Here is a 23676-nt window from a genome sequence, read left to right as displayed (position 1 = left end):
CGCTACGGGGCGGCACCCGTGCGGCCGGGGCAGACGGAGGGTGTGTCTCAGCGGATCCGGGCGATCGGCAGGGGCAGGGCGGCGGCCGCGACGTCCTCCGCGGTCACCGTCGCGGCGTCCGCCGGAACGGCTCCGTCGCGCCAGCGTCGCAGCACTCCCTGGGTCAGCTCCTCCGAGACGAGACCGAAGCAGAAGTGGTCGCGCCAGTCGCCGTTGATGTGGATGTAGCGGCGGCGCAGACCCTCGTAGCGGAAGCCGAGCTTCTCGACCACGCGCAGGCTGGGCTTGTTCTCTGGGCGGATGCAGATCTCCATCCGGTGCAGGCCCAGCTGGTAGAAGCAGTAGTCCGTGGCGAGGGCGACGGCCGTCGGCGTGATGTCGCGCCCGGCGAACTCCTGCGCGATCCAGTAGCCGATCGTCGCGCTCGACAGCGACCCGTAGGCGATGGACGAGACGTTCAGCTGGCCGGCGAGCTTGCCCTCGTACTCCACGATGAACGGGAGACCGTGCCCGGCCCGGGCGTTCGACAGCAGCGAGCGGATGCTGGCGCGCGTGTCGAAGGACCCGGGCGCATACGGGCTGGTCGCCTCCCACTGCCGCAGCCATCCGCGGTTGTCGAGCAGGGAGCGTTCGAGCGCGCGGGCGTCGCGCAGCCGGATGGGGCGCAACCCCACCGGCCCCTCACCGAGGGTGGGGACGACGATCGCCACGGGCATCTCTCCTTCGTGCGGGCTGCTGTGCAGGTGCGTTCTGCAGTGGGCGGGTTCGAGGGGCTCTAGGAGATCGGCTCGCCGACGGGCTCGGCCGGCATCTCCTCGATGACCTCGTCCGGGGTGTCGTCGAGGCCCTTCGCGAAGTCCTTCAGCCACGGGCGCAGGTCGGGCCCGAGGTCCTCGCGGTCGGAGGCGAGCTGGATGATGGCCTTGATGTAGTCGAGGCGGTCACCGGTGTCGTAGCGGCGGCCGCGGAAGACGACGCCGTAGACGCCGCCGGTCCAGTCGGGGGCGTGCGCCATCGACTGCAGCGCATCGGTGAGCTGGATCTCGTTGCCGCGGCCCGGCTCCGTGCGCTCGAGCACGTCGAAGACCTCGGGACGCAGGATGTAGCGGCCGATGATCGCGTAGTTCGACGGGGCGTCCTTCTTGTCCGGCTTCTCCACCAGACCGGTGATGCGCACGACGTCGTCCTCGTCCGTCGGCTCCACCGCGGCGGCGCCGTAGAGGTGGATGCTGTCGGGGTCGACCTCCATCAGCGCGATGACCGTGGTGTTGAGCTCGAACTGGACCTCGAGCATCCGCTTGAGCAGCGGGTCCCGGGAGTCGATGATGTCGTCGCCGAGCAGCACGGCGAAGGGTTCGCGGCCCACGTGCATCTTGGCGCGGAGGACGGCGTGGCCGAGGCCCTTGGGGTCGCCCTGGCGCACGTAGTGCATGTCGGCGAGGGCGGTGGAGTAGTTGACCTTCTCGAGGCGGTCGGTGTCGCCCTTGGCCCGGAGGGTGTCCTCCAGCTCGGCGTTGCGGTCGAAGTGGTTCTCCAGCGCGTTCTTGTTGCGCCCGGTGATCATGAGCACGTCGTGCAGGCCCGCGTCGACGGCCTCCTCGACGACGTACTGGATGGCCGGCTTGTCGACGACGGGCAGCATCTCCTTGGGCATCGCCTTGGTGGCGGGCAGGAAGCGGGTGCCGAGGCCCGCCGCCGGAATGACAGCTTTGGTGACGTGGTTAGCCATGCCGCCTACAGTATCCGCATTTCCTCCGGGGTCACGGCCCCATCTTCTAGGATTGCGCTATGGACCCGGATACTGCCGCCCACCGCAAACGCGCTCTGCGCGCAGAACTGCGGGAGCGGCGACAGAACCTCACCAGCACCGAGCGCGCGAGCGCGACCGCCGGTCTCACCCGCCATCTCGTCGATCTCACGACCGACCTGAACGTGCGATCGGTCGCCTGCTTCCTCTCGACCACCATCGAGCCGGACACGCGCCCGTTCCTCAACTGGGCGCACGCGCAGGGCCTCCGGGTGCTCCTCCCGATCTCCCGCGAGGACGGCCTGCTCGACTGGACCACCGGCGACGGCGAGACCGAGACCGAGGGTCTGTTCGGGATGCCCGAGGCCGTCGGCGAACTGCTCGGCCCCATCGCGATCAACGACGTCGACCTCATCCTCGTCCCGGCGGCGGCGGTCGACGCCTCGGGCATGCGGATGGGCTGGGGGCGCGGCTATTTCGACAAGACGCTCGGGAGCATGGAAAAATGTCCCCCGGTGTACGCCGTCCTCTTCGACGGCGAGCTCGTGGACGAGGTCCCGCGCGAGCGGCACGACCAGGCGGTCGACGGCGTCGTCACCCCGACGCGCATCGTCCAGTTCACCTGACCCACCCGACCCGACCGACGCACGTGAAATAAGCGGAAACTGATGCCCACCTACTCCTATGCCTGCCGCGACTGCGGCCACGCCTTCGACATCCAGCAGGCGTTCACCGATGACGCGCTCACGGTCTGCCCGAACTGCGGCGGCCAGCTGCGCAAGGTCTTCGGGGCCGTCGGGGTGACCTTCAACGGCTCCGGGTTCTACCGGACCGACTCGCGTGGTACGAAGAGTTCGGGAGTGTCGGGCGGCTCGTCGTCCGGCGGCTCGTCCACGGGGGGCTCGTCATCGTCGGGGTCCTCGTCGTCGGGCGGCTCCTCGTCGTCGGGAGGCTCGTCCTCCTCCGGCGGTTCCGGCTCGTCCGGCGGGTCGTCCTCGGGCGGCTCGTCCTCCGGCGGCTCCGGCTCCTAAGCTCGACCCCACCCTTGCACCACCACAGGCGAAAGGATCGATCGTGATCAAAGGCTTCAAAGAGTTCATCCTCCGCGGAAACGTGATCGATCTGGCGGTCGCCGTCGTCATCGGCGCCGCGTTCACCGCGGTGGTGAACTCGATCGTCGGCAACATCTTCAACCCGCTCATCAGCGCGATCTTCAAGGCCGACAGCCTCGACAACGCCCTGGACGTGCCGATCGGCGACGCGACCATCAAGTTCGGCGCGGTCGTCGGAGCGATCATCAGCTTCGTCATCGTCGCAGCGGTCGTCTACTTCGTCTTCGTCTACCCGCTCAACCTGGTCAAGGAGCGCGCCGAGCGCCTCCGCAAGAAGGGCGTCGTCGAGCCCGACGCTCCCGTCACCGACCTGGACCTGCTCACCGAGATCCGCGACATCCTGCAGGCGCAGCAGTCCCCGCCGCAGGCGACCGGCAAGCACTCCGACCCGCAGGTCTGATCCCGGCGCAGACCAGCGCCCGTCAGTAGTGCGGCGGCACGTCCCGCCGCAGCTGTTCGTCGTTCGTTCCGAACGACGGCGAGTGGTCCGTGTCGTCCTCCGCGGCCTCCGGCCGCAGGTGCGGCGTGGGGTCGGCGCCCTGTGCGCCCGCGCGCTGCACGCGTCGGTGGCGACGGGTGCGCGGCTGATCGGAGGTGCTGTCGGTCATCTCTCCAGAGTATCCGCCGCGCACGCGGGAGGCGGACGCGGTGGTGTGTGAGAACCGCGGAGTGAGAGCATGATAAATGCAGAACATCTACGCCATATCACTTCATTCTGAGTGTGACCAGAGCGCCGTGACCACAGGTTCTCGCTAAAATCTCGGGGACCTTCGACGATCGCTCCTCCGTCCGCCATTCGGTGACGGCTCGCGTCGGCGACGAATGGAACAGGCGGTAGGAAAGCGATGCCCGATCCCGAGATGACGCGGCGGCAGTCCCGTGCGCTCCAGCGCCCGTCACGGAGGCGAGAGATCGTCCGCTCCCTGATGACGGGGGTCGGCGTGACGCTCGCGATCGGGTTCGTCGTCGCGTCCGCGATCTACCTGACGCAGCCCTCGACGAGCATCGCCGGCGCGTCCTCCTCCGAACCGTCGGAAGCGCCCGCGGCGGTCGCACCGAAACCCGCGGCACCCGTATCGAAGCCCGCTGCCGGTGAACCGTTCGCCGTTGCCGAGCCCGTCCCGCTTCCCACCCGCGAGGACGGTTCCCCCCTCCGAGTCCTCGTCCTGGGCGATTCCGTGGCCGGCAACATGTACCAGGCGCTCCGGGACTTCCGCACGGCCGATCTGGTCCCTCGTTCGATCTCGTACGGAGGCTGCGGACTGTTCGACGCCGAGAAGGCGAGGGCCGGCAACGGTTGGACGATGGACTCGAAGAAGTCGTGCTGGGGATGGCGGGACAAGCTCGGCGCGATCGAAGACGACGCCCGGCCCGATGTCATCGTCGTGCACAACAAGTGGGATGTGGAGGACCAGTTCTACCAGGGCGCCTGGATCTCGCCGTGCCAGCCGACATGGACAGCGCGTTACCGTGCCCAGCTCGGCCTCCTCGTCGACACCACCGCTCAGTTCGAGAACCCTCCGCTCATCCTGATGTCCAAGATCGCCCCCGCTCCTGGTCCCCCACCGTCACCCCCGAACGCCTGAAGTGCAAGACGGACGTCGAGTCGGAGTTGTTCGCGGCGCACTCGCGGGTCCGGCCTCTCGATCTCGACGAGGCCGTGTGCCCGGGCGGAGAGTGCGCGACGAAGACATCGACGGGTGCGGCGATCTACCGCGTCGACCGCGTGCACTTCACGGCGGAGGCCATGCAGCTCATGGCTCCGTGGATCGAGGCGAACATCGCCGCCGCCTACCCGTCGCGTTCGCCCGCCTGACTCCCGCTCTGACGACGACGCCGCGGTCGCCTCAGACGGGGATGGTGATCGGTGCCGTCTCGGTGCCGGGCTCCCCCGCGCCGATGAGGCGCGCGATGCGGACCGCGACCGCGTCGGGGTCGGCGAAGAGCTCGAAGCTGTGCACGCGGAGGTAGTGCCAGCCGAGGCGGCGGAGCACGTCGGGCCGCAGGCGCAGCGACTCGCGCAGGCTGCCCTTGTTGACGTCCTCGTCGGTCTCGACGACGACGGCGCGGCCCTCGTGCGAGGCGATCAGCGTGAGCTTGCCGCGGTAGCCGAGGTGCACGTCGAGCCCGCGCCGGGCCAGGCGCTTGGCGAGGTCGATGATCATCGGGTCCGCGTCGGGGCTCAGGTGCTCGGGCGCGGCCGCCTGGATCTCGTCGGCCTCCCCCAGCACCTGCGCGAGCGCGGCGATGCCGTGACGCATGCGGGACTCGTCGATGTCGTCCGGCTTGAAGCAGGAGACGATGTCCATCCCCCGGCGCGCGCGGGTCATGCCGATCGCGAGCAGGCGGTCGCCGCCCGGCTCGGCGAGGGCGCCGAAGTTCGACAGCAGGCGGCCGTGCGGGGTGCGGCCGTAGCCGATCGAGAAGATGACGCGGTCACGGCTCTGCCCGACGGACTGATCGAGCGTGACGACGGTGAACGGCTCGGCGCGGTCGCCCAGGATGAAGTCGGCGAGGTCGGTGCGCTTGGCGAAGGCCGCGAGCACCGCCTGGTTGACCCGCACCGCGTGCCGGTCGCTCGCCGAGATGACCATGAGGGATTCGCGGGGCCGCTCGATGGCGTGCTGCAGGACGAGCTCGACCACCTTCGCGACCTCGGCGTCGGTGCTCTCCACCGCTCCGGTGTCGCTGTCGGGCATGCCCTGGCCGCCGGACACGTAGTGCAGCGCGAGGCTGCCGTGACCGAGGTAGGTGCCTGCCCAGGGCAGTGAGTCGATCATGCCGCCGTAGAAGCGACGGTTGACCAGCTCGGCGAGGTCTTCGCCGCCGGCCCGGTAGCTGCGCTTGAGCGTGTAGACGGGGAGGAGCTCGGCGAGGCGGGCGAGCGCGGAGTCCGCGTGCATCGCATCCACGTCCTCCAGGACGCCCTCGAACGAGGTGCCGTACTCGTGCACGCCGATGTCGAACCGCGACGGGGTCTGCGTGACCGGGTCGCCGAACGCCACCAGCTGCTTCGCGCGGCGGAGCACCGGGATGTTCTCGGCGAGGGTCGACGCGCCGGCGTCGACGAGGACGACGGCGTCGAACGGCAGATCGGTGCCGAGCTCGGGAACCTCGTAGGGCGAGATCAGCCAGACCGGAGCCAGGGGGCGGGAGAGGTGCGGGGCGGCGGCGTCGAGCGTCGCGGCCGTCGGCTGACCCGACTTGAGGAGCCGCTTGAGCGCCGTGGCCTCCTCCGGCCAGTCGACGATGCCGATCTTCCAGGTCTCGGCGAGCAGCCACGCGAGCTGCTTGCCGGTGGCGGAGGCGTGGGCCTCGTCGACCAGGCGGAAGTCGGCTTCGAGCCGGTCGAGCACGCTGGTGTTGGCGCTCAGGAGGGCGCGGTCGGCCGCGAGCAGCGACTCCAGCACGGACTGCCACCAGGCGAGCTCGAGCTCGGCGCTGACCTGCGACTCGGGCACGTGGCGCACCGAGAGGTCCTGGATGAGCGGGTCGAGGTCGAGGTCGCGCAGCTGTCCGAGCAGGGCGGTGCGCTCCTGCAGGTTTGCCAGCACCTCCGACTCGGCAGCCAGCCCGGCGATCTGGCGCGTGAGCACCTCGATCGGCAGGGCCGCGAGCGACTGCGGCGTTCCGGTGCGGCGCAGCGGGATGTCGAGGCGGGCGAGGTCCTCCGCGACGCGCTGATACGCGACCTGCACGTCGGCGATGCCGACAGGCACCTCCGGGACCACGCCGGCGACGGCGAACCGGTTCCACAGGATGCGCTGCTGCTGGATGCGGCGCAGGCTCTCGTTGAGGTCGGTGACGTGCACGCCCGGGCGCACGTACTCGAGCGCCAGCTTGCGCAGGCGGCGGCGGTTCGCGCTCGTCATCGTCGCGGACTCGCGCCGGGAGGCGGTGGCCGCGATCAACTCGGCGAGCGAGCGGTCGAACACGGCGGGCGTGAAGCGGTCGAGGGTCTCGCGGATGTCGAGCAGCAGGCGCAGGTACACGCCGAGCTCGGCGATCGACTCGAACGGGCGCATCCGGGTCTGGCCGATCAGCGCGCGGGCGCGGTCGATCAGGCGGGGCAGCTCGGCCCGGTTGAGCTTCTTGGCGAGGTCGTGGGCGGCCTTGCCCTCCTCGGTCGTGGTGAACGACGCGCCGTACCAGGGCGAGTCGTTGGGGCCGTAGCGGAACTCGCCGAGCCGGGCGGCGCGGATGAGCGCGTCGGAGGCGGCGTCGCGGTCGGTGGCGAGCACCTCGATGGAGCTGCGGCCGAGCCGGGCCGTGGTCGACGGCGGCGATGGCAGCAGAGCGAGACGCGAGAGCTCCCGCAGCGCATCCAGGACGGACACCTTCAGCACGGGGTCGCGGCGCCCGAGGGCGGAGCGGTAGTCGAGCAGCACCTTGCGCAAGCGCACGAGCGCCTCGTCCACATCGGTGACACGGGGCTGCGTGGCCTTCTCGTTGCGGCCGATGGACTGGATCAGGTCGCGGCGCAGCGTGCGCGGGGTGACGGCCAGCCCGGGCAGCCCGACCCGCGTGAGGCGCTGGGCGATGTCGTCGAGGCTGGAGCGGCGCGGGCTCACCACGAGCACGCGCTTGTGCTGGGCGACGAGCGCACCGATCGCGTTCACCACGGTCTGCGTGCCGCCGGTGCCGGGTAGGGTCTTGACGACGAGGGAGTTGCCGGCCGCGATCTGCGCGACCACCGTCTCCTGCTCCTCGTCCGCGTCGAGCAGAAGGGTGTCGGTCGCGGGCGGCCGTTCGTCCTGGCGGATCTGCTCCACCGGGTTGAAGGCGCTCTCGATCGTGGTCCGCGCCGACGGGTTGCCCGCGAGCGCGTTCAGGAGGGTCGTGTCGAGGTCCTCGGCCTCCGCCCGCAACGCCGGGGCGACGTCGGCGAACGACGACACCACCAGGCGCGGCTGCACGTTGAACCAGGGCAGGTGCGAGGTGAGGCCGCGCAGCCTGTCGATGACGGGCTGCGGCTTGAAGACGCCGTTGTTGAGCGCGAGCGCGACGAACGCGTCCGCGTCGAGGGTGATCTGGAACTGTTCCGCGAGCGCGCGCGACAGCTCCGGGTTCAGGAACGGCTGACCCTTCAGCTTCAGCTCGAAGTCGCGGCCGTAGCGGCGGATCGCCAGCGGGCGCAACAGAATGGGTGCGGTCAGCTCGTCGCCGCCGTGCCGCCACTGCGCCAGGCCGATCGCCAGGTGCACGGACTCGATGCCGCGCACCGTGCGCAGCTCGATGCCCTTCGTCGTGATCGCGTTCGCGGCCGCACGGGCGGTGCGCAGCGCGAGCTCGTCGCGGATCAAGCTCGACAGCAGCGTGCTCTTACCCGTGATGAACTGCGGCAGCCCGCCCGGGTGCGTCGTGCTCAGCTCGATACGCGCACGAGGGCTGTCCTCGAAGTGCAGGAGGGGCGAGACGCCGCCGATCGACGCGATCTCGTCCTGCCACCGCTTGCGGACCGGGTCGGCGATGTTGCCGGCCACGAGGGACGGATCACCCAGGCTCAACTGATGCGGCGCGGTCGAGTTCGCGACCGGATGCAGGGCGTCGTCGTCCGCGAGGCCGGACCCGACCAGGTCGTCCTCGTTCTTCCTATCCAGTCGCCACACACGGACACCCTACGTGCGAATCCCGGAAACATCCCGCAACCCGGGCGGGTTTCGCGGCAATACGGGGGCGGCGCACCGCCGATGGTGGCAGTACCCTCCCTGTCGAACCTCACTCTCGCGGCGCTGTGCTCTCCGCCGGAAGGATGACGACCCGGCATGCAAGCCCTGGCTAGGCTCCCCAGCCGAGGGGGTCATCAGATGACGGATCCGACGGTCACGGCATCGCTGTCAGCGCACTGGACGGCCGACGCGATCGACTATCTGCTCGGTGAGCGCGCATGCCCGCGCTGCGCACGAGCGGTGGTCGAGAACGGCTCGTGCCCGGCCTGCGGCGCCGAGATCGACCAGGAGTCGCTGGCCGAGCTGCGCGCAGCGTCCGCCGCCGCCGCCATCGCTCTCCGGCGGCGGCAGACGGTCGTCGACCGCCTCAGGACGGGCGCGACGCCGACCACCGGTTCCGCACCGGCTGCAGGACCGACGCCGTGGCGCGCTCAACCGTCTGCGCCTGACCGCCCCGCCGCGGTGCAGAGCGCCGGGAGGCTGTCTGTGCAGTCCGTGCTCTCCGTCGCAGGGGCCGGACTGATCGCGATCGCCTCCCTGGTCTTCGCCTTCCTCAGTCCCGATCTCAGCGACGCGGCCGCGCGCTCCGCGGTCCTGGCCCTGGTGGCCGCCCTCTTCCTGACGGCAGGGTGGACCCTCCGTCGCGCAGGCCTCGCCTTCTCGGCCGAGACCGTCGGGATGCTCGGTCTCGTGTTCGCCGTGGTCACGGCCTCGTCGGCCTCCGCCCTGGTCCCCGATGGTCCGGCGACCAGGGTCCTCGCCGGCGTCGTTCTCCTCGCGTGCTCGGCAGCGGCGCTCGCGGGCGGCCACCGGGTGCGCCTGCGCAGCTGGGTCTGGGGCGGGGCCGTGGGAGCCGCACTCTCTCCCGCGCTGATCCTGTCGGCGCTCGCCGGCACGGAGGCGGCCGTCGCCGGTTCCTACGCCATGGGGCTCTCCGTCGCTGCCTCCGGCCTCGTCCTCCACCCGCTCCTCTCCCGGCTCTCGCCCGCGCTCGGGTCTCCGCTGCGGACGGAACGCATCACCGTCGTCGTGCTGCAGGCCGGCGGAGCCGTCGTCACGGCACTCGCCGTCGTGGTGGTCCAGCGCTTCTCCGCCGACGCCGTCTCCATCGCGACACTGGCGGCGCTCAGCGCCGTCTGCGCCGCGAGCGCGCGTTCCGCGATGCCGCGGATCTGGAGCGCCGCCGCGGGCGTCTTCGCCGTCGTGGCCGCGGTCACCGTGCCGCTGGCCGTCCCCGCGCTCGCCGCCGGGCCGTGGATCCTTCCGGCAGCGGTACTCGCCGGGCACGCGGCCCTCCTCGGCATCGACCGGCTCCCTGCCGTGCGCGGCGTGGATCGCGCCGCCCTGGTCTGGGCGAGCTGGGCGGCGGCTCGGCTCACCGCCGTTCCTGCGGCATACGTCGTCATCCCGTCGCTGACCCGGACGGATCGCGCACCGGCGTCCGACGACGTGACCGCGTCCGTCGCCGCCGCCATCGTTGCGCTGGCGATCACCGCCCTCGCCGGCGCCGTTCGCGGCACGACCAGACCGTCGACGGCGATACCGGACCGCGTCGTCGCGTCCGCCTCCCTCAGCCTGGTCGTCATCATCGCGGCCACCGGATGGGATCTTCCCGAGCCGGTCAGCAGTGCGGCCGCCCTGCTGGCCGGTGCATCGCTGATGTTCCTCGCCAAACGCTGGGCTCCGCTGCGGGCGGCCGGAGACGCGGTGCTCGCGGGCCCGGTTCTCGCCGGTCACGTCCTCCTCGTCTCCGCGGCCGCCACGGCCTTCGCCGCAGACTGGTCGCTCCTCGTCGTGGGCGTCGGTGCGGTGGGTGCGACAGTGCTCGCGTCGACGCTCGCACCTCCCCGTGCCCGCCCGGTCTACATCGCCGTCGGCGTCCTCTACGCGATGGTCGTGCTCGTGTCCGCCCTGGTCCGGCTCACCGGGCTCGACGTCACCGCCGCGCTCTGCGTCGCGGTGACGGCTGGTGTGCTGGCCGCTTTCGTCGCGACCGGTTCGCGCCGGATCGGCAACGCCGACTGGATCGCCTTCCTCGGCTCGGCGGCCGCTCCGTTCCTGGTGACCGTCGGCCTGGTCCTGGTGGAACGGACAGCGTGGACGGCGCTTCCGACGTCCGCGAGCGTCGCACTCTCCGCCGTGGTGCTGACGGAGCGGTCGCGCCCCGTCCCGGCCTGGCTCCGCTGCCTGGCCGCGGCCCTCATCGTCCCCGGTCTCGCCGTCATCGTGGTCACCCTGGGCGCGCAGGTCCTGCCGATGAGCGGATCGCCGATCACCCTCCCGATCATCGCCGCCCTCGTCGCAGTGGCGGTCGCGAGCGGGGAGCGGCTGGCGGCGCTTCTGGAGCGACGCCGGGTGACGCACATCCCGGCGATCCGGCTCTCCGGCGAGGCCGCGTCGCTGTTCACGGGGATGATCGCCGTGCTGCTCGCGTTCGCCCGTCCGGCCGCCGGGCCGGGCATCGCCGCTGTGGTCCTCCTGCTGCTCGGGCTCGGCGGCATCGCCATGGCCCGCATCGCTCACCGCGGCTGGGGCTGGTGGATCACGGGCGCCGCGTGGGCGGGCGCCCTGTGGAGTCTGCTGGGCCTGCTCGGGGTACCGGTGCTCGAGGCGTATCTCGCGCCGCCCGCTCTGGCGGCACTCGTCGTCGGAATCGCGGCGAGCGCTCGAGGGCGGCGCGGCCTGCCTCTCTTCGCTGTCGGCGCGGGAGCGCTCATCGCGCCCAGCCTGCTCGCGCTGGTGCTGACGGGGTCGGCGACACCATCGGGAACCGACGGAGGCGCCCAGCCGGCGATCCCCTGGCGCACCGACCTCCTGCTCCTCTCGGCGACCGCCCTGTGGGCTCTGCCACTCGCTCTGCGCCGCGCGCGGTGGAGTGACGGCGTGCGTCCCCTCTCACCGGCTTCCGCCGTCGCCGCCATGGTCGCGGCAACGGCGGGTTCGGTTCAAGCCCTCCGCTACGGGCTCGGGGTCGACACGGCCGCCGCCCCCGCGATGCTCGTCATCCTGCCGGTCGTCGCGTACTCGGTGCCGGCAGCGGCGCTCGCCGCCGGAGCCGGGCGCGAACTGACGCGCGTCGCTGCAGGCCGGGCCTTCTTCGTCCCCGCCATCGTCCTGCTCGTCGTCGGCCCGCTCACGGCGAACCGCGCCGATCCGCTCCCGCTGGTGCTGCTCTCGGTTCTGGCCGCGTGCCTCCTCGCCGGAATGGTCACGACGGCGGTTCGCGGCCTCCGCGGCCCGACGAGGCTGCCACCGGTGTGGGTCTGGTTCGCCGCGGCGTGGGCGCTCTCCGTCGCCGCGTGGTCGACGCGCGAGCTGCGGGTGGAAGCCTTCTCACTGCCCCTCGGCGCCGCTCTCCTGGCCGCGGGCGTGATCGCGCTCCGGGCTCCGGCTCCGGGGCCCGGAGCGGTGGCGACTCCGACCTCGTGGCCCGCCGGCTTCCGATCGAGCTGGGCGCTGCTCGCCCCCGGCTTGGCCGTGCTCCTCGCCCCGTCGGTCACCGCGACCGGAACCGATCCGGTCACCTGGCGGGCCGTCCTGGTGATGGCGATCGCACTGGTGTGCATCCTCGCGGGTTCGCTCCTCCGTCTGGCAGCGCCGTTCGTCCTCGGCCTCATCGTCCTCCCGATCGAGAACGTGGTCGTGTTCACCGTTCAGATCGGGCGCTCCATCGAGGCGATGCCCTGGTGGATCACACTGGCCGCCGCCGGCGCCGTCCTCCTCGCTCTCGCCGTCACCGCGGAACGTCGGTCGAGCGGGCCGCGCTCGCCTCTGGCACGGATACGCGACCTGCGCTGAACCGGCTGCCGAGCGCCGCCAGCGCGATCACGCCGCACAGGAGGTAGAGCGCGGCCTGGCCGTCGAGGATGGCCACCACGTCGAACTGCTCGGCGAGCAGGCCGCCGGCGAGGAGGCCGACGCCCTGCGCCGCTCCCGCGACGGTGGTCATCGCGGCGATCACACGGCCGAGTGCGTGCGGCGGGGTGCCGGTCTGCACCAGGGTGATCTCGCCGGTCGCGGTGGCGACCGCGGGGATGCCCATCGCGATGAAGAGGCCGGCGTAGACCCCGATGGCCGTGGTGAACGGCGCGAGGTTCCACGTGATCAACGACAGCAGGCCGAAGACGAGGTAGCCGCCTCCCACCAGCATCCGCGGACTCAGCCGGCGGACGAGCATGCCGGAGAGGAGGCCGCCGAGCACCCCGCCGATCGCCTGCACGCCGCGCAGGAGGCCGACACCGGCATCCCCCGCTCCGAGATCCTGTGTGACGTAGACGATGAAGAGGACGAGGAAGAGGCCTTGCGAGACGCTGCCGAGCGCGGTGATGGCTGCGAGGGTTCGCAGGGTCCCCGAGCGGCCGATCAGCGCGAGCCCCTCCGCCCACTCGCGTAGGAGCCGCCGTTCGGCGACGATCGCGGGCGTCTCCGCGTCCGCGTCCGCTGCCACGGGTACGGGATGACGGCGCATGCACGCGACGAGGACGGCGGTCACGAGGAAGGTCGCCGCATCGGCGATCACGACCCCGGGCAGGCCGCCCGCGGCGAACGCGATACCGCCGAGCGGCGAGCCGACGAGGCGGGCGATGCTGTCGCTGACGGCGATGAGCGCGTTGCCGCGCGCGAGCTGGTCGGGCTCGACCAGGCTCGGGACCAGCGCCTGACGAGCCGGGTTGATGACCGCGCCGAGCACGGCCTCCACCGCGGCCACCGTGTAGACGAGCCACATGCGGTCGGCGGATGCCGCCAGCAGCGGCAACAGAGCAACGGCCTGGAGCAGGGCGGTGACGATGATCGTGCGGCGGCGGTCCCAGCGGTCGACGAGCACCCCGAGGAAGGTGCCGAGCAGCAGCATCGGCACGAGCTCCACCAGGAAGACGGTGGAGGCGCCGAGAGCGGATCCGGTCGCGCCGAACGCGAAGAGGGGCAGCGCGATCATCAGCAGCCAGTCGCCGGTGTCGGAGACCAGACCGGCCGACCAGATCAGCGCGTAGTCGCGGCGCAGCAGCGGCGAGCGGGAGGTCACGATGACTCCCCCGCGCCGGCCGCCCGCTGCGCGTCGGGGTGACGGAACGCGTTGAGGTGCAGGGCGACCACGTCGGCGTCGTCCGGCGCGTCGGCACGGGTCAGACCGATGTACGGGCGGATGAGTGCGTCCAGCTTCTCGGTGAGGTCTTTCAGTTCGGCGGGAGACAGCCGCAGGGCGTACCCCGTGAGCATGGAGGCGTCGCGCCACTCAGCGGGCTGCTCGTCGCGCTGAGCGACGGCGCGGTGCACGAGGGCGGCCTCGTCGTCGATCTGACGGTCGACGAGCAGGCGCTCCGCCGTGTCCTCGCCGAGGTGGAACCCGGGGTCCTCCGAGCGGCCGAACGTGAGGCCCGTCGCCGTGGACTGCCACGGCCGCTCGCGCCCGTCCTCCGCCTTCACCGCCTCCACCAGCCCGAAGCGGGCCAGGGCGCGCAGGTGATAGCTGCAGTTCGACGGGGTCGAGCCGACGATCTCGGCGCACTCGCTCGCGGTGCGCGGACCGAACGTCATGAGGTGGTCGAGCAGCGCCAGTCGCAGGGGATGCGCGAGCGCGCGGAGGGCGCGCGGGTCGGTGACCGTGCGGCGCTCGGGCGATCTGAAAGACATGTTTCAGATTGTGCGCGCCCTTCTCTTTCACGTCAAGTCGGGCTCTCACCGCCGCATCGGGAATGGCTCGCGGCACGAGACGTTGTTCACACGTGTGAACCAACCAACCCGTGCCAGCGTCGGCTTCCGCTCCGAGCGCGGCCCCGTGCTCATCGCCCTCATGCTCACCACGGGGTTGGTCGCCATCGACTCCACGATCCTCGCGACGGCCGTGCCGTCGATCGTGTCGGACCTGGGCGGGTTCTCGCAGTTCCCCTGGCTCTTCTCGGTCTACCTGCTGGCGCAGGCCGTCTCGGTGCCCGTCTATGCGAAACTCGCCGACACGGTCGGGCGCAAGCCGCTCGTGCTCATCGGCATCGGGCTCTTCCTGCTCGGGTCGATCCTCTGCGGCGTCGCCTGGTCGATGCCCGCCCTCATCGCCTTCCGCGTCATCCAGGGTCTCGGCGCCGGCGCCATCCAGCCGATCGCGATCACCATCGCGGGCGACATCTACACGATCGCCGAGCGGGCGAAGGTTCAGGGCTACCTCGCGAGCGTGTGGGCGATCTCCTCGGTCGTCGGCCCGACCCTCGGCGGCTTGTTCTCGCAGTTCACCTCGTGGCGCTGGATCTTCTTCGTCAACATCCCGCTCTGCCTCCTGGCCGCGTGGATGCTGGCGCGCAACTTCCACGAGAACGTCGAGCGCCGCCCGCACCGCATCGACTACGCCGGGGCCACGCTGCTGACCGTCGGGATGAGCCTCCTCATCCTCGCCGTGCTCGAAGGCGGCCAGGCATGGGCGTGGGACTCGGCCTGGAGCATCGGCGCGTTCGTGCTCGGCGGCCTCCTGCTGATCGCCTTCCTGCTCGTGGAGCGCCGGGCGGCCGAACCTATACTGCCGCTCTGGGTGTTCTCCCGCCGGCTGCTCGTGACCACGACCCTCATCTCGCTGGGCATCGGCGCCATCCTGATCGGCCTCACCTCGTACGTGCCGACCTACCTCGAGTCGACGACCGGCGCCTCCCCGCTGATCGCCGGGCTCGCGGTCGCAGCCCTCACGATCGGCTGGCCGATCGCCGCCAGCCTCTCCGGCCGCTTCTACCTGCGCATCGGATTCCGCAGCACGGCGCTGCTCGGCACCTCCATCGCCATCGTCGGCGCGATCGCGCTCGCCGTCACGTCCGTCCACCCGAGCGTCGCGTTCGTCGCGATGAGCTGCTTCGTGGTCGGGCTCGGGATGGGACTGGTCGCCACCCCGACGCTGATCGCCGCCCAGTCGAGCGTCGCCTGGAACGAGCGCGGCGTGGTCACCGGCACGAACATGTTCTCGCGCTCCATCGGCAGTTCGGTCGGCGTCGCCCTGTTCGGCGCCATTGCGAACGGCATCATCGCCTCCTCCGCGGGCGGAGCGAAGGATCCCGGCACCGTGCAGGCAGCCTCCACCGCCGTCTTCATCGCCGTCGCGATCGCCGCCGCCTTCACGATCGTCGCCGGCATCGCCATGCCGCGCTCCCGCGTCGAAGACGTGGAGCTGCGGCCCGCGACGCCCGCGGCCGAGTAGCGCGCCCCTTGCCCGACTCGCCAGGCGGCGAACAGTTCGCCGCCTCGCGTCGAGAAGGCGCAGATTTCGCCGTCTCGACGGTAGCCGGCGCGCGCGTGCTAGTGTGGTCCGACCACATGGTCTGACCACAGGAGGCGCTATGACCGCGGAGCCGCGGGCCTGGGAGGGCGTGCTCGCCCACATCGAGGCGCGTCTCGTCGACGGTCGGCTGCGCCCGGGCGATCATCTCCCCGCCGAACGCGCCCTCTCAGCCGACCTCGGCGTCTCGCGGTCGAGCGTGCGGGAGGCCATCCGGGTACTGGAGGCGATGGGCCTCGTGCGCACGCAGACCGGCTCGGGGCCGACCTCCGGCGCGATCATCGTCGCGCGCCCGGTCGGCGGGATGCAGGCACTGATGCGCCTCCAGGTCGCGGCCAGCGGGTTCCCCGTCGCCGACGTCGTGCGCACCCGTCTCCTCCTCGAGACCGCCGTGGCCGAGGAGCTCGCCGAGCGTCCCTCCACCGTCGACCTCTCCGACGCCCGCCAGTTGCTCGACGCCATGGACGACCCGGCGCTCACGCCGCAGGAGTTCCTCGCGCTCGACGCGCAGTTCCACCTCGTCCTGGCCGAGGCCTCCGGCAACGCGGTGGTCGCCGCGACGATGGCGGGCCTCCGCAGCTCGATCGAGGGCTACGTGATCGCCGGGCTCTCACGCATCCCGGACTGGGAGGCGATGGCGGCCCGGCTCCGCGCCGAGCACCGCGAGGTGATCGCCGCGATCGCCGCCGGGGATGCTGCAGCCGCGCGCACCCGCATCCACGCGCACATCAGCGGCTACTACCGCGACGCCTCCCCCGAATCGCTCGACGAACCCGCCACCCGCACACCCTCCGCCCACGAATCCAGATAGGCAGCAGCACATGGTCACCCGTCAAGTCCCCAAGCCCGCCGAACTGCTCGACCTGATGAAGTTCAAGAAGCCCGAGCTCGACGGCAAGAAACGCCGCCTGCAGGGCGCTCTCACCATCGAGGACCTGCAGCGCATCGCGAAGCGCCGCACACCGAAGGCCGCCTTCGACTACACCGAGGGCGCCGCCGAGGGCGAGCTGTCGCTGGCGCGCGCCCGCCAGGCGTTCCAGGACATCGAGTTCCACCCGTCGATCCTGAAGGACGTCTCGGTCGTCGACACGTCCTGCGAGATCTGGGGCGGCCCCTCCGCGCTCCCCTTCGGCATCGCGCCCACCGGCTTCACCCGGCTGATGCAGACCGAGGGCGAGATCGCCGGAGCAGGCGCAGCCGGCGCCGCGGGCATCCCCTTCACCCTCTCGACGCTCGGCACCACCTCCATCGAGAACGTGAAGGCGGCCAACCCGAACGGGCGCAACTGGTTCCAGCTCTACGTGATGCGGGAGCGGGAGATCTCGTACGAACTCGTCCGGCGTGCCGCAGCAGCGCAGTTCGACACCCTCTTCTTCACCGTCGACACCCCTGTCGCCGGCGCCCGCCTGCGCGACAAGCGGAACGGCTTCTCCATCCCGCCGCAGCTCACCCTCGGCACGATCGTCAACGCCATCCCCCGCCCGTGGTGGTGGTACGACTTCCTGACCACGCCGAAGCTCGAGTTCGCGTCGCTGTCGTCGACCGGCGGCACCGTCGGCGACCTGCTCAACGCGGCGATGGATCCGTCCATCAGCTTCGAGGACCTCGCGATCATCCGCGACCTCTTCCCCGGAAAGATCGTCATCAAGGGCGTGCAGAACGTCGAGGACTCGAAGAAGCTCGTCGACCTCGGCGTCGACGGCATCGTGCTCTCCAACCACGGCGGGCGCCAGCTCGACCGCGCGCCCATCCCCTTCCACCTGCTGCCGAAGGTGGTGCAGGAGGTCGGGCACCACACGGAGGTCGCGATCGACACCGGCATCATGAACGGCGCCGACATCATCGCCGCCTACGCGCTCGGCGCCAAGTTCACGCTCATCGGCCGTGCCTACCTGTACGGCCTGATGGCGGGAGGCCGCGCCGGCGTCGACCGCACCATCCAGATCCTCTCGGACCAGATCGTGCGCACGATGCAGCTGCTCGAGGTCTCCTCGCTGGCCGAGCTGACCCCGGCGCACGTCACCCAGCTGCAGCGCCTGGTGCCGGTCGCCTCGACGAGTCCGGTGACCGTCGGCTAGTCGCCAGCCCGTCGCTCCCGCACGCGGGAACTACTCGCAGCCCACCCCGTCGCCGTCGCGGTCCAGGTCGTAGATGTCGGTCCCCACGACCTGGACCGGGCCGCGCACGTACGCGGGACCGTTGCCGCTGCCTCCCGCGCAGTCCACGTCGCTCGCGATCGGGACGCAGGTCCCGGCGTAGTTCGGGTCGCATCCGCCCTGCGCTTCGGCCGCGGGTGGTGCGGGCGGGGCAGCCGGCGCGGGCTGGCGCGACCCCACGCTCGTGACCTGATCGACCGGCGGTGTCGTCACCGCCTCGGAGACGAGCGTGCGCCCGGTCTCCGTCCCGTCGACCAGCGTGACACTGTAGGTGCTCGTCTTGACGCCGTCGCGTCCTTCGGTCGTGACCGCGCTCGTCCCGACATCGCGGGCCGGGTCGTCCACGGTGGTGGCCGCGAACGGGATCGCCGTGTCGACGTCCACCGTCGTCACCTCCGTCACGGGCGTCGTCGGCGGCGTCGCGCTGGGTTGCGTGTGCACGGAGACGGAATCGGTCTCGGCGGTCTCGGCAGGAGGCTGCCCACCGGCCGCATACGCCGAGACGGAGACCAGGACCGCCAGCGCGGCGGCGCCTCCGACGATCGACCAGCCGCCTTTGCCCAGCCTGGGTCGTGCCACGTTCACTCCTTCGGGTCGTGCTCGCAGCAGTCTGGCGAGCGCGCCCGCCCGCGGCAAGGGACCCGAACGAGGCACGTGCGACCGCAGCCGCCCGCAACCGGGAGATACCACCAGCCCTCTCAAAGGAAATTACCCCTACGATCGGTGGGGGAATGTCCACATGTCGAACGGGATGAACTGAATGGCAACGGGTAGAGGGGCCGCCGGCCCCACCAAGCGCGATCGTCGGGAAGAGGCGCGGGAGACCGCGCGACTGATGCGCGAAGAGGCCGCCAAGAAGGCGAAGCGCCGCAAGGTCATCGTTCAGAGCTCGGTCATCGTGGGCGTGCTCGCGGTGCTCACCGTCGTGGGCCTCATCGTCTACTCGGGCGTCAGCGCGTCCAGCAACGTCGCGAACCCCAAGAACATGATCAGCGGCGGCATCGTGCTGACCCAGGCCGACCAGGCCGTGAAGAGCGCGGCGATCTCCGGAGGGGACGCCCCCACGCCGACGACGCAGAAGCTCGACGGCAAGACGGCGCACATCCAGATCTGGCTCGACTACCAGTGCCCCTATTGCGACCAGTTCGAGACCACCAACAGCGACCAGATGAAGCAGATGATGGCCGACGGCACGGCGACCCTCGAGATCCACCCGGTCGCCATCCTCGACTCGTCGACGAACAACAAGTACTCCACGCGAGCGGCGGCCGCGGCCTCCTGCGTCGCGAACTACGACCCGGACAAGTTCTTCGACATCAACAGCGCCCTGTTCGCCAACCAGCCGGACGAATCGACCGGCAGCGGGCTCACGAACGCCGAGATGCTGAAGCTGTTCAAGGACGCGGGGGTCGAGTCGAAGCAGATCACCGACTGCGTGAACGACCAGACGTACGCGCAGTTCGTGACCAACCGCACCAAGGAGGCGGTCGCCAGCAAGCAGCTCGCGAACCCCACCAGCGGCGGCTTCGGCACCCCGACCGTGTTCGTCAACGGCGAGCGCTACCAGGGCGGCTTCACCGACGCGACGCAGTTCGCCTCCTTCGTCGCCGCCGCGGTGAAGGACGCCGGCGACAGCGGTTCGGTCACCTTCCCGAAGGCGAGCTGACCCTCCCGCACGCACCGCTCACGAAGGCGGCCGGTCCTCGGACCGGCCGCCTTCTGCGTTCCCGGCGGCGGGTGTAGGTTCGCCGCAGACGACAGGAAGAGGAGACCGCCATGGACCGCATCCCCGAGGACGGCGTCGAGGACGAGCAGTACGGCGACGGCGACGCCGGGGACACGGCCGGCTGGGTCGACGCGGCCGATGGCGATGTCGACTACGCCGCGGACGACCCGATCGCCGAGGCCGACTTCGCCGACGAGCTCGTGACGACCGACGGCGTCGCCGGCGAGACCGTCTGGGGCAACAGCGCCGGCAACGAGGCGTCCCCCATCGAGGACGAGCACGACCCGCTCGACGACCCCGACGAGGGCGTGCTCACGGAGGCGGACGTCGAGGAGGAGGGCATCTAGCCCGACGTCGCATCCAGCGCCGCGACGACCGCGCGCACGCTCCGCTCGAGGAAGGCGACGATCTCGTCCGCCGACAGGTCGGTGCCGAGCGCGCTCTCGACCAGGGCCTCCTCGGCGAACGCGACCCACGAGCGCAGGGCGATCCGCAGCAGCGGGCTGTCCGGCACGCCCAGCTCGAGGAAGGCGGCGACGACCCGGACGGCCTGCTCCTCCCGCGCCTCCTCGACCACGGCGCGCACCTCGCTGTCACCGCTCGCCACACCGCGCACGAGCGAGTAGAACGTGCCGCCGTGCTCGCGCACGAACCGGACGATGCGGACGAGGGTGTCGTGGAGGCGGTCCAGCGGCGGCAGCTCCGAGATCGGCTCGGTCGCGTGGAGCATGCTGTCCCGCGCGGTGCGGACGACCTCCCGGTGCAGCCCCTGCTTCGAGCCGAAGTAGTGGAAGAGCAGGCCCCGCGAGACGCCCGCGCGCTCGGAGAGCGTGTCGATGGTGAGCTCGTCCAGCGGGCTCTCGGCGAGGAAGGCCACCCCGAGCGCCACGAGCTGCGCCCGGCGCTCGTCCGGGGTGAGCCGTGTGCGCCGGTCCGTGGACATGCTGCGAGCTTATCCGGCCAGCCTGTCGACCTCGTCTTGCAGCACGGCCAGCGCCCAGCCGGGGTCGCCGCCGCGCACGAGCAGGTGCACGGCGAGGCCGTCGACGAGCGCGTGGAGGCGGAGCGCCTCCCGCTGCAGGTCGTCGTCGGCCCCGCGGCCGGCGAGCCGTTCGACCAGGCCCAGGCACGCGCCGGTGAGCGCGCGGTCGGCCTCGTCACGGATGCGCGCGAGGCCGGGGAGGGCCGGGGCCTCGGCGATCAGCGCGATGTTGACCTCCAGCTCGGCCCGGCTGTCGGGCGTCAGGGGCAGCAGCTGCCGGAGCACGTCGAGGGCGTGCTCCCGCGGGTCGCCCACGGGCAGAGCCTGGATGCGCGCGGTGGCGCGGTCGACCATGAGCTCGGCCGAGAACTCCAGCAGTTCCGTGCGCGTCGGGAAGATGTGGCGTAGCGAGCCCACCGCGACGCCCGCCTCGGCGGCGGCGGTGCGCACCGACACGGCACCGATGCCGCGCTCCACGATCACGCGCCAGACGGCCTCCGCCAGCTGGGCCTTGCGGGCGTCCCGGTCGATCGTGCGCGGCATGGTCGGAGGTTAGCACGGTCGTGCTACTGTGCTTGCTAGCACGACTGTACTAGCAACCTCGAGGAGCCCGCCGTGATCGTGGTCGTCATCGTCGCCTGCGAGATCCTGTTCTGGGTCTTCATCGCGCTGGGCCTCTGCGCCCGATACCTGGTCCGACGCCGCCGCACCGGAGCGGTTCTGCTCGCTCTCTCCCCCGTCACCGACCTCGTTCTGCTCGCCGCGACGGCGCTCGACCTCGCCGGAGGCGGGACGGCGACGGCCGCGCACGGGCTCGCGGCGCTCTACCTCGGATTCTCGGTCGCCTACGGCCACGCGATGATCCGATGGGCCGACGCGCGCTTCGCCCACCGGTTCGCGGGTGGCCCCGCGCCGGTGAAGCTCGCGGGAGCCGCCTATACCCGCGCGTGCTGGCGCGACCTCCTGCGCACGATGATCGGAGCGGTTGTCGCCGCCGCGGTGATCGGGCTGCTCGCCGTGATCGCGGGCGACGCCGAGCGTTCGGCAGCGATCACGGCGTTCCTCCCGATCCTCGGAATCGTCGTCGCAGTGGACCTCGTGTGGGCCGTCAGCTACACGATCTGGCCGCGCCCGGCCCCTCGAACAGGTGCCAGCTATTGACAAACGGTCAATAGCGTCTAGGTTTGCTCCTGGACTTGACTGCACTGGCGCGTCAAGCCCCCGAACAGGAGGATCGATGTCGTTTCGAAAGTTCGCCGGCACGCACACGGGCCGCATCGTGCTCGCCGCGGTGCCCGTCGCCGTGGTGTCGACACTGCTGATGGCGGGGGTGGCGCAGGGCGCCGTTCCCGTGTCGTTCGCGGTCTCGGGCAGCCAGTTCCAGATCAGCGCCTCCAAGCTCGACGGCACCGGGTTCTCGCAGTACGCGGGCGTCGCCCCGGACACTGCGGGCACCGAGCACCAGGTGGCGATCGCCAACATCAAGTCCGCGACGCTCGCCGATCTGTGCCAGTCGGTCGTCACCGACACCCCGCTCGGCAAGGTGGGCATGCTCATCACGGCCGGCGGCGGCGGCAACCCCGCTTCGGCCTCCGACCTCCAGATCGGGATGACCGACCTCAAGGGCGACTCGAAGTTCGGCAACATCCGCATCGGCGTCGACGCCTCCGCCGTGAACACCGCGGCCAAGGGCACCGCGGGCGACTTCGCCCAGGACGCCGATACCGTCACCATCGACAACCTGCAGCAGACCGCCTGGAGCACTCAGGCCTCCGTGTTCACCCTCACCGGGATGCACGTGCAGCTGACGGACGGATCGAAGGGGTGCTTCTGAACGCGGCGACCGCCGGGGCTGCGGGGGCCGCGCACGCGGGCGACGGCCTGACCCGGCGGGAGCGCTTCCGCACCTGGCGCCGCAGCCGCCCGTTCGTCGGCGGCCTGCTGACCGCACTCGGCGGCGTCGAGCTGTTCTTCTCCGGGCAGCTGGACATCGGAAAGATCCACGTGCAGCTCGGCATCGAGGGCCTGCAGGCGACGATCATCCCGATCGTGCTCGTGTTGCTCGGCATCCTGGTCATCGCGATGCCCGCACACCGGGTGTTCTACGGGGTGATCGCGCTGGCGGTGGCGGTCTACTCCCTCGTCGGGGTCAACCTGGGCGGCTTCTTCATCGGGATGCTGCTGGCGAGCATCGGCGGCATCCTCACGGTGGCGTGGATGCCGAAGGACCGCGCGGCGAAGGATCGGCCGGCGAAGGATCGGCCGGCGAAGGATCCGATGCCGGAGACGGAGGGCGTGGAGCGATGAGCCCGCGACGCACCCGCAACCGCCCCGGCACGGTCGTCGGCGCCCTGCTGGCGTGCGTCGTCGTGGCCGTCGCGGGCCTGGGTGCGGCGCGGGTCCCCTCCGCCGCTCCGGCGCAGCTCTGCATCCCGATCCTCCTACCCTGCTCGACGCCGACGCCCACGCCGACGCCGACACCGGGCTCGTCCGTGCCCGGCACGGGCTCCGGGACGCCGGGGTCGCCGCTGGACCCGCTCATCCCGACGCCCGCCCCCACCGCGCCCGGAGCGACCCCGGCACCCGCGACACCGGCGCCCGCGCCGACCGACGACACGGGAGCGCCCGTGTTCACCCAGCCGCCCGCACAGCTCGGCAGCCAGTCGCTGTCGTTCACGGGGCTGTCGGGCATCAGCATCGTCAACGTCCCGCTGGCCGACGGGAGCCGTGTCCCCGCGCTCCGGATCTCCGCCGAGAGCATCACGATCGGCGGCTTCAGCCTCACGGTCCGGCACGACACGGGCCCGTCGCTGGCGACCACCGCCGACACGATGACGCTGCGCGGCCACGTGCAGGTCTACCTGAACTCCATCACGGCCACGACGGCCGACGGTCACGCCCTCACGCTCGGCGCCGACACCCCGCCGCCCGCGGACGGCGTGCCGAACGACCTGCTGCGCGTGACGCTCGGCCTGGTCGGTGCGACCGCGGACTCCATCGTCTACACGAACACGAAGCAGCACCTGTCGGAGTGA

At 71.3% G+C, this 23676-nt stretch carries 24 protein-coding genes; 15 read left to right on the top strand and 9 right to left on the bottom strand.

Annotated elements, in window-relative coordinates:
- Nucleotides 1–47: 47 nt before the first annotated feature.
- Both HNR14_RS14790 and galU read right to left on the bottom strand, forming a co-directional pair.
- Nucleotides 48–716 (bottom strand): GNAT family N-acetyltransferase, encoded by a 669-nt coding sequence (locus tag HNR14_RS14790; protein WP_021764124.1) that lies wholly within the window; start codon nt 714–716, stop codon nt 48–50.
- Between the two features lie 59 nt (nt 717–775).
- Complete coding sequence (gene galU / locus HNR14_RS14785; protein WP_021764125.1) at nt 776–1729, bottom strand: UTP--glucose-1-phosphate uridylyltransferase GalU; 954 nt, start codon at nt 1727–1729, stop codon at nt 776–778.
- Nucleotides 1730–1788: 59 nt separating this feature from the next.
- Between galU and HNR14_RS14780 the strand changes: the two genes are divergently transcribed.
- The 3 genes from HNR14_RS14780 to mscL are packed head-to-tail and all read left to right on the top strand — an operon-like array spanning nt 1789 to nt 3259.
- On the top strand, nt 1789–2373 hold the full coding sequence (locus HNR14_RS14780) for a 5-formyltetrahydrofolate cyclo-ligase (protein ID WP_179701638.1): 585 nt from the start codon (nt 1789–1791) through the stop codon (nt 2371–2373).
- 42 nt (nt 2374–2415) lie between these two features.
- On the top strand, nt 2416–2778 hold the full coding sequence (locus HNR14_RS14775; protein WP_179701637.1) for an FmdB family zinc ribbon protein: 363 nt from the start codon (nt 2416–2418) through the stop codon (nt 2776–2778).
- A 43-nt stretch (nt 2779–2821) separates the two neighbouring features.
- Nucleotides 2822–3259: a large conductance mechanosensitive channel protein MscL gene (gene mscL, locus HNR14_RS14770; RefSeq protein ID WP_021764128.1), complete on the top strand. Its 438-nt coding sequence runs from the start codon at nt 2822–2824 to the stop codon at nt 3257–3259.
- Nucleotides 3260–3281: 22 nt separating this feature from the next.
- On the opposite strand, the gene HNR14_RS14765 is transcribed toward mscL, so the two are convergent.
- Complete coding sequence (locus HNR14_RS14765; RefSeq protein ID WP_179701636.1) at nt 3282–3467, bottom strand: hypothetical protein; 186 nt, start codon at nt 3465–3467, stop codon at nt 3282–3284.
- Nucleotides 3468–3704: 237 nt separating this feature from the next.
- Between HNR14_RS14765 and HNR14_RS14760 the strand changes: the two genes are divergently transcribed.
- The gene (locus HNR14_RS14760; RefSeq protein ID WP_179701635.1) at nt 3705–4445 is read left to right on the top strand and encodes an SGNH hydrolase domain-containing protein; all 741 of its coding nucleotides are present in this window, start codon (nt 3705–3707) and stop codon (nt 4443–4445) included.
- A gap of 26 nt (nt 4446–4471) precedes the next feature.
- Entirely contained in the window at nt 4472–4675 is a 204-nt protein-coding gene (locus HNR14_RS14755) for a hypothetical protein (protein ID WP_179701634.1), read from the top strand.
- Nucleotides 4676–4706: 31 nt separating this feature from the next.
- On the opposite strand, the gene HNR14_RS14750 is transcribed toward HNR14_RS14755, so the two are convergent.
- Nucleotides 4707–8468 carry an ATP-binding protein gene (locus tag HNR14_RS14750; protein ID WP_021764131.1) on the bottom strand — a complete coding sequence of 1254 codons (3762 nt, stop codon included), beginning with the start codon at nt 8466–8468 and terminating at the stop codon, nt 4707–4709.
- A gap of 198 nt (nt 8469–8666) precedes the next feature.
- Between HNR14_RS14750 and HNR14_RS14745 the strand changes: the two genes are divergently transcribed.
- Nucleotides 8667–12326 carry an SCO7613 C-terminal domain-containing membrane protein gene (locus tag HNR14_RS14745; RefSeq protein WP_179701633.1) on the top strand — a complete coding sequence of 1220 codons (3660 nt, stop codon included), beginning with the start codon at nt 8667–8669 and terminating at the stop codon, nt 12324–12326.
- On the opposite strand, the gene HNR14_RS14740 is transcribed toward HNR14_RS14745, so the two are convergent.
- Together HNR14_RS14740 and HNR14_RS14735 are read right to left on the bottom strand one after the other, a co-directional pair.
- Entirely contained in the window at nt 12262–13551 is a 1290-nt protein-coding gene (locus HNR14_RS14740; protein ID WP_343064500.1) for an MFS transporter, read from the bottom strand. The genes HNR14_RS14745 and HNR14_RS14740 overlap by 65 nt on opposite strands.
- Nucleotides 13548–14159, bottom strand: coding sequence for a helix-turn-helix domain-containing protein (locus HNR14_RS14735; RefSeq protein WP_179701632.1), 612 nt, complete (start codon nt 14157–14159; stop codon nt 13548–13550). Before HNR14_RS14735 ends, HNR14_RS14740 begins: the two co-directional genes overlap by 4 nt.
- Nucleotides 14160–14253: 94 nt before the next feature.
- On the opposite strand from HNR14_RS14735, the gene HNR14_RS14730 reads away from it, so the two are divergent.
- From HNR14_RS14730 to HNR14_RS14720, 3 genes are all read left to right on the top strand, one after another.
- Nucleotides 14254–15699, top strand: coding sequence for an MDR family MFS transporter (locus tag HNR14_RS14730; RefSeq protein ID WP_343064499.1), 1446 nt, complete (start codon nt 14254–14256; stop codon nt 15697–15699).
- Nucleotides 15700–15838: 139 nt separating this feature from the next.
- Complete coding sequence (locus tag HNR14_RS14725; protein WP_179701630.1) at nt 15839–16588, top strand: FadR/GntR family transcriptional regulator; 750 nt, start codon at nt 15839–15841, stop codon at nt 16586–16588.
- Between the two features lie 10 nt (nt 16589–16598).
- On the top strand, nt 16599–17855 hold the full coding sequence (locus HNR14_RS14720) for an alpha-hydroxy acid oxidase (protein ID WP_179701629.1): 1257 nt from the start codon (nt 16599–16601) through the stop codon (nt 17853–17855).
- 30 nt (nt 17856–17885) lie between these two features.
- Here the strand turns inward: HNR14_RS14720 and HNR14_RS14715 are convergent, their stop codons facing one another.
- Nucleotides 17886–18512 (bottom strand): G5 domain-containing protein, encoded by a 627-nt coding sequence (locus tag HNR14_RS14715; RefSeq protein ID WP_343064498.1) that lies wholly within the window; start codon nt 18510–18512, stop codon nt 17886–17888.
- A gap of 181 nt (nt 18513–18693) precedes the next feature.
- Between HNR14_RS14715 and HNR14_RS14710 the strand changes: the two genes are divergently transcribed.
- Together HNR14_RS14710 and HNR14_RS14705 are read left to right on the top strand one after the other, a co-directional pair.
- On the top strand, nt 18694–19599 hold the full coding sequence (locus tag HNR14_RS14710) for a DsbA family protein (RefSeq protein ID WP_246311578.1): 906 nt from the start codon (nt 18694–18696) through the stop codon (nt 19597–19599).
- 110 nt (nt 19600–19709) lie between these two features.
- Nucleotides 19710–20006 carry a hypothetical protein gene (locus tag HNR14_RS14705; RefSeq protein WP_179701628.1) on the top strand — a complete coding sequence of 99 codons (297 nt, stop codon included), beginning with the start codon at nt 19710–19712 and terminating at the stop codon, nt 20004–20006.
- On the opposite strand, the gene HNR14_RS14700 is transcribed toward HNR14_RS14705, so the two are convergent.
- The gene (locus HNR14_RS14700; RefSeq protein WP_179701627.1) at nt 20003–20602 is read right to left on the bottom strand and encodes a TetR/AcrR family transcriptional regulator; all 600 of its coding nucleotides are present in this window, start codon (nt 20600–20602) and stop codon (nt 20003–20005) included. The two genes, HNR14_RS14705 and HNR14_RS14700, sit on opposite strands and share 4 nt — an antisense overlap.
- Nucleotides 20603–20611: 9 nt before the next feature.
- On the bottom strand, nt 20612–21184 hold the full coding sequence (locus tag HNR14_RS14695) for a TetR/AcrR family transcriptional regulator (RefSeq protein WP_179701626.1): 573 nt from the start codon (nt 21182–21184) through the stop codon (nt 20612–20614).
- A 72-nt stretch (nt 21185–21256) separates the two neighbouring features.
- Between HNR14_RS14695 and HNR14_RS14690 the strand changes: the two genes are divergently transcribed.
- The 4 genes from HNR14_RS14690 to HNR14_RS14675 all read left to right on the top strand — a co-directional run bounded on the left by HNR14_RS14690 (nt 21257) and on the right by HNR14_RS14675 (nt 23676).
- On the top strand, nt 21257–21802 hold the full coding sequence (locus HNR14_RS14690; RefSeq protein WP_179701625.1) for a hypothetical protein: 546 nt from the start codon (nt 21257–21259) through the stop codon (nt 21800–21802).
- A 76-nt stretch (nt 21803–21878) separates the two neighbouring features.
- Nucleotides 21879–22475, top strand: a complete 597-nt coding sequence (locus tag HNR14_RS14685) for a DUF6230 family protein (RefSeq protein WP_179701624.1) — start codon at nt 21879–21881, stop codon at nt 22473–22475.
- Entirely contained in the window at nt 22466–22948 is a 483-nt protein-coding gene (locus HNR14_RS14680) for a DUF6114 domain-containing protein (RefSeq protein WP_343064497.1), read from the top strand. The genes HNR14_RS14685 and HNR14_RS14680 overlap by 10 nt, the downstream gene beginning before the upstream one ends.
- Nucleotides 22945–23676, top strand: a complete 732-nt coding sequence (locus HNR14_RS14675; protein ID WP_179701623.1) for a hypothetical protein — start codon at nt 22945–22947, stop codon at nt 23674–23676. Before HNR14_RS14680 ends, HNR14_RS14675 begins: the two co-directional genes overlap by 4 nt.

This window comes from Leifsonia naganoensis (assembly GCF_013410615.1).
Lineage (GTDB): Bacteria > Actinomycetota > Actinomycetes > Actinomycetales > Microbacteriaceae > Leifsonia > Leifsonia aquatica.
This window is presented reverse-complemented; position numbering and strand designations above follow the sequence as displayed.

Bases quoted from the DNA above. Each gene is read 5' to 3' on its own strand.
- HNR14_RS14790 (WP_021764124.1), bottom strand. From the start codon at position 716: ATGCCCGTGGCGATCGTCGTCCCCACCCTCGGTGAGGGGCCGGTGGGG.
- galU (WP_021764125.1), bottom strand. From the start codon at position 1,729: ATGGCTAACCACGTCACCAAAGCTGTCATTCCGGCGGCGGGCCTCGGC.
- HNR14_RS14780 (WP_179701638.1), top strand. From the start codon at position 1,789: ATGGACCCGGATACTGCCGCCCACCGCAAACGCGCTCTGCGCGCAGAA.
- HNR14_RS14775 (WP_179701637.1), top strand. From the start codon at position 2,416: ATGCCCACCTACTCCTATGCCTGCCGCGACTGCGGCCACGCCTTCGAC.
- HNR14_RS14765 (WP_179701636.1), bottom strand. From the start codon at position 3,467: ATGACCGACAGCACCTCCGATCAGCCGCGCACCCGTCGCCACCGACGC.
- HNR14_RS14760 (WP_179701635.1), top strand. From the start codon at position 3,705: ATGCCCGATCCCGAGATGACGCGGCGGCAGTCCCGTGCGCTCCAGCGC.
- HNR14_RS14745 (WP_179701633.1), top strand. From the start codon at position 8,667: ATGACGGATCCGACGGTCACGGCATCGCTGTCAGCGCACTGGACGGCC.
- HNR14_RS14735 (WP_179701632.1), bottom strand. From the start codon at position 14,159: ATGTCTTTCAGATCGCCCGAGCGCCGCACGGTCACCGACCCGCGCGCC.
- HNR14_RS14725 (WP_179701630.1), top strand. From the start codon at position 15,839: ATGACCGCGGAGCCGCGGGCCTGGGAGGGCGTGCTCGCCCACATCGAG.
- HNR14_RS14720 (WP_179701629.1), top strand. From the start codon at position 16,599: ATGGTCACCCGTCAAGTCCCCAAGCCCGCCGAACTGCTCGACCTGATG.
- HNR14_RS14710 (WP_246311578.1), top strand. From the start codon at position 18,694: ATGGCAACGGGTAGAGGGGCCGCCGGCCCCACCAAGCGCGATCGTCGG.
- HNR14_RS14705 (WP_179701628.1), top strand. From the start codon at position 19,710: ATGGACCGCATCCCCGAGGACGGCGTCGAGGACGAGCAGTACGGCGAC.
- HNR14_RS14700 (WP_179701627.1), bottom strand. From the start codon at position 20,602: ATGTCCACGGACCGGCGCACACGGCTCACCCCGGACGAGCGCCGGGCG.
- HNR14_RS14695 (WP_179701626.1), bottom strand. From the start codon at position 21,184: ATGCCGCGCACGATCGACCGGGACGCCCGCAAGGCCCAGCTGGCGGAG.
- HNR14_RS14685 (WP_179701624.1), top strand. From the start codon at position 21,879: ATGTCGTTTCGAAAGTTCGCCGGCACGCACACGGGCCGCATCGTGCTC.
- HNR14_RS14675 (WP_179701623.1), top strand. From the start codon at position 22,945: ATGAGCCCGCGACGCACCCGCAACCGCCCCGGCACGGTCGTCGGCGCC.